Below are 3,519 nucleotides of genomic sequence, written 5' to 3'. Positions count from 1 at the left end.
GCCGTGCGCCATGGCCCGGTTCAGCTCGATCAGGTAGGAATAACGGGTCCAGAGCACAGCCGCCATGGTGGCCAGATAACACGTGCCGGCGACAGCGGTCACCGCGTGCACCTGCCACGGCACATGGGCACGGTCCAGTGCCACCCAGCTCAACCCCGCAATGGCCACCAGCATGAAGGAGACGCCCGAGACGGCCACCCAGGCCAGGCGATCCCCCCGAACGGCACTGCGAAGACTGAGCGCCATTGCCACCAGCCCCAGAAAACAGGCCACTGCCAGGCTCAGTGCCAGGGCGTGGCGCGGGCTCAATGCCCAGCCAACCGCGATATTCAGAAGAGCCAGGCTCGCCAGCCAGGTCAAGGCACGCCGGGCCGAGTCCGGGTTGCGCAGGATGCCCAGGATGGAAAACAGCAGGTAAGCCAGCAGCGCGGATACCACGCTGGCAACGTGGGCCAGGAAACGGTCCAGAACATCGGCGTTCTCGATGGGCAATCCGCCCAGGAAGGCCACCACAAAAAAGGTCGAGGCGATTGCCGAGACAGCCGCATTGACGGCAATGCGCCGCAGGGACCGGATATAGGCAAATACCGAACCGGCCAGCATCAGGCTGGCTGACCCGAAATAGCAGCCCCAAAACCCGATCGCGTATTTGTCCATGAACCTTAACCATACCCCGCCGCCCCTCATTAAGCAAACCCCCAAATGAAGTACGCCGGCAAAAAGCGCACCCTCGCCAAAGCCGGCATTTGCCTCCCTCAGGCCAGCGGTGTCTCCCTTACACTCACTGGACTTTTTCCGTTTACCGGGGAAACAGCGCCCAGGGAGACCGCTTGCCTCTTTCGCGCCGTCCCGGCTGCCCTTGACCCGCCACAACCGATCCCGAAAGCGCGCCCATGTCTGCCGTCTTCAATTTCACCTTTGTGCCCTGGTTCCGCTCGGTCRCACCCTACATACACACCCACCGCGGTAAGACGTTCGTCGTAGGCATTGCCGGCGAAGCGATTGCGGCCGGCAAGCTTCAGCACATCGCCCAAGACCTGGCACTGATCCAGAGCATGGGCGTGAAAATCGTGCTGGTGCACGGCTTTCGCCCACAGGTCAACGAGCAGCTCAAGGCCAAGGGGCACGCCGCAAAATATTCGCACGGCATGCGCATCACGGACGAAGTCGCGCTCGACTGTGCCCAGGAAGCCGCCGGCCAGCTGCGCTACGAGATTGAGGCCGCCTTCAGCCAGGGCCTGCCCAACACCCCCATGGCCGGCTCCACGGTACGGGTGATTTCGGGCAATTTCATCACCGCGCGGCCGGTCGGCATCCTCGACGGTGTGGACTTCAAGCACTCGGGCCTGGTGCGCAAGGTGGACACCGCCGCCATCGGCCGTGTGCTGGATTTCGGCGCCATGGTGCTGCTCTCGCCCTTCGGCTTCTCACCCACCGGCGAAGCCTTTAACCTGACCATGGAAGAAGTCGCCACTTCGGTGGCCATCGCCATGCAGGCCGACAAGCTGATTTTCCTGAGCGAAATTCCCGGCATACGCATCCACCACGACCAGCCCGAAAGCGAAGACAACCCCATCGACACCGAGCTGCCGCTGGCCGCTGCCGAAAAACTGCTGGCCACCCTGCCCAACGGGGAACGCCCCACCGACACCGCGTTTTACCTGCAGCACTGCGTCAAGGCCTGCAAGGCCGGCGTGGAACGCAGCCACATCCTGCCCTTCGCGGTAGACGGCGCGCTGCTCCTGGAAATCTATGTGCACGACGGCATAGGCACCATGGTGATCGACGAAAAGCTCGAAGAGCTTCGCGAGGCCACGGAAGACGACGTGGGCGGCATCCTGCAGCTGATCGAGCCTTTTGAAAACGATGGGACCCTCGTCAAACGCAGCCGCACCGAAATCGAGCGCGACGCCGCCAACTACAGCATCATCGAGCACGACGGCGTGATCTTTGCCTGCGCGGCGCTCTACCCCTACCCCGAAGCCAAAACGGCGGAAATGGCGGCGCTCACCGTTTCGCCGCAAAGCCAGGGCCAGGGCGACGGCGAGAAAATCCTCAAACGCATCGAGCAGCGCGCCCGCGCGGCCGGCCTGCAAAGCATCTTTGTACTGACCACCCGCACCATGCACTGGTTCATCAAGCGCGGTTTTGTGCAGGTAGACCCGGACTGGCTGCCCGAAGGCCGCAAGCGCAAATACAACTGGGACCGCAAGAGCCAGGTGCTGGTCAAGAAGTTGTCCTAGGGGCTTTCCCCTTGAACGGTTTTTCTTTAGCATCCGGTGACTCCTCCCATCCCATCTACACAGGAAACCCCAGCATGCTCCAGCTCCGCCCCAACTGCGAATGCTGCAACCGCGACCTGCCCGCCGAGTCGCCCGATGCCCGCATCTGCACCTTTGAATGCACGTTTTGTGTTGACTGCGTCACCACCAAGCTCAAAGGCGTCTGCCCCAACTGCGGCGGTGAATTTAGCGCACGGCCGCGCCGCCCGCCCGACATGCTGGCCAAATACCCACCTTCGAAAGAGCGTGTTTTTAAACCTCAGGGTTGCGGAGCCGCACCATGAACACCACCACCCTGCTGCTCTTTTCCATCGTGGCGCTGGTAGCCATCGCCACGCCCGGCCCCACCGTCCTGCTGGCGCTGGCCAATGGTTCGCGCTACGGCGTGCGCCGCTCCGTGCCCGGCATGCTGGGTGCCGTGGTATCGGACTTCGTGCTGGTAGGCGCCGTAGCTCTCGGTCTGGGTGCACTGCTGGCGGCCTCCGAGTTCTGGTTCTCGGTGCTCAAGTGGGCAGGCGCGGTCTACCTGGCCTGGCTGGGCATTCGCCTGCTGCGCTCACGCGGCGGATTTGAGATTCCCGCCGAAGGCATTGCCGGCATGCAGCACGGCGGCCGCGCGATTTTCATGAAGTCCTTCCTGGTGGCCGTAACCAACCCCAAGGGTTACCTCTTTTGCTCGGCCTTRCTCCCGCAGTTCATTGACCCGGCTGCCGCCCAGGCACCGCAATACCTCGCCATTTCGCTGGTATTCGCCGGCATCGATTTTTCCGTGATGTTCGGCTATGCCTTCATAGGCGCACGCGCCATACGCCTGCTCAAGGCCTCGGCCACACGCTGGATAGACCGCGCCTGCGGCGGCGCGCTGCTGGCGCTGGCGGGCTCGCTGGCGTTCTATCGGCGCGCGAACAGCTAGGCGCGCCCGGGCTGCACGGCCCCGCTATGTGCGCTGGCGCACGGACTTTTCAGGCAAGACCTGTACACTGCCGGAGTCTTTGCAAAGACTTCACATATCCCCGGCCAGGATTCTGGAAGCGCCGCCCATAGTCGGCGCTTCGCAGGGTCGTCGTTACTTTTACAGAAACATGGCCCATGTCACCTATTACCAGCCTGAGCGTTCTTGACGCCATTGCCAAAGCCGATGGCATAGAGGTCAAGCGCCAGGAAGCACTGCTCAAGACAGGCGCATTGCAGACGGCCATCCTGACGAGCGAAAATTTCTCGATCATCGCAACCGACG

3 protein-coding genes and 1 pseudogene are annotated in these 3,519 nt (G+C 62.8%); 3 read left to right on the top strand and 1 reads right to left on the bottom strand.

Annotated features, from left to right (window positions below; all coding sequences use genetic code 11):
- Window positions 1–657, bottom strand: a pseudogene (locus AC1D1X_RS18615) (GGDEF domain-containing protein); the annotation flags it as partial.
- Between the two features lie 236 nt (window positions 658–893).
- On the opposite strand from AC1D1X_RS18615, the gene argA reads away from it, so the two are divergent.
- The 3 genes from argA to AC1D1X_RS18600 all read left to right on the top strand — a co-directional run bounded on the left by argA (window position 894) and on the right by AC1D1X_RS18600 (window position 3,195).
- Window positions 894–2,243: an amino-acid N-acetyltransferase gene (argA, locus tag AC1D1X_RS18610; RefSeq protein WP_477698854.1), complete on the top strand. Its 1,350-nt coding sequence runs from the start codon at window positions 894–896 to the stop codon at window positions 2,241–2,243.
- A 74-nt stretch (window positions 2,244–2,317) separates the two neighbouring features.
- Window positions 2,318–2,566, top strand: a complete 249-nt coding sequence (locus tag AC1D1X_RS18605) for a DUF1272 domain-containing protein (protein ID WP_477671673.1) — start codon at window positions 2,318–2,320, stop codon at window positions 2,564–2,566.
- Window positions 2,563–3,195 carry a LysE family translocator gene (locus AC1D1X_RS18600; protein ID WP_477671674.1) on the top strand — a complete coding sequence of 211 codons (633 nt, stop codon included), beginning with the start codon at window positions 2,563–2,565 and terminating at the stop codon, window positions 3,193–3,195. The genes AC1D1X_RS18605 and AC1D1X_RS18600 overlap by 4 nt, the downstream gene beginning before the upstream one ends.
- The last annotated feature ends 324 nt before the right edge of the window (window positions 3,196–3,519 follow it).

The organism is Polaromonas sp. P1_G4 (assembly GCF_056405475.1).
The sequence above is the reverse complement of the archived record's forward strand: the minus strand, read 5'-3'. Positions and strand labels throughout refer to the sequence as shown.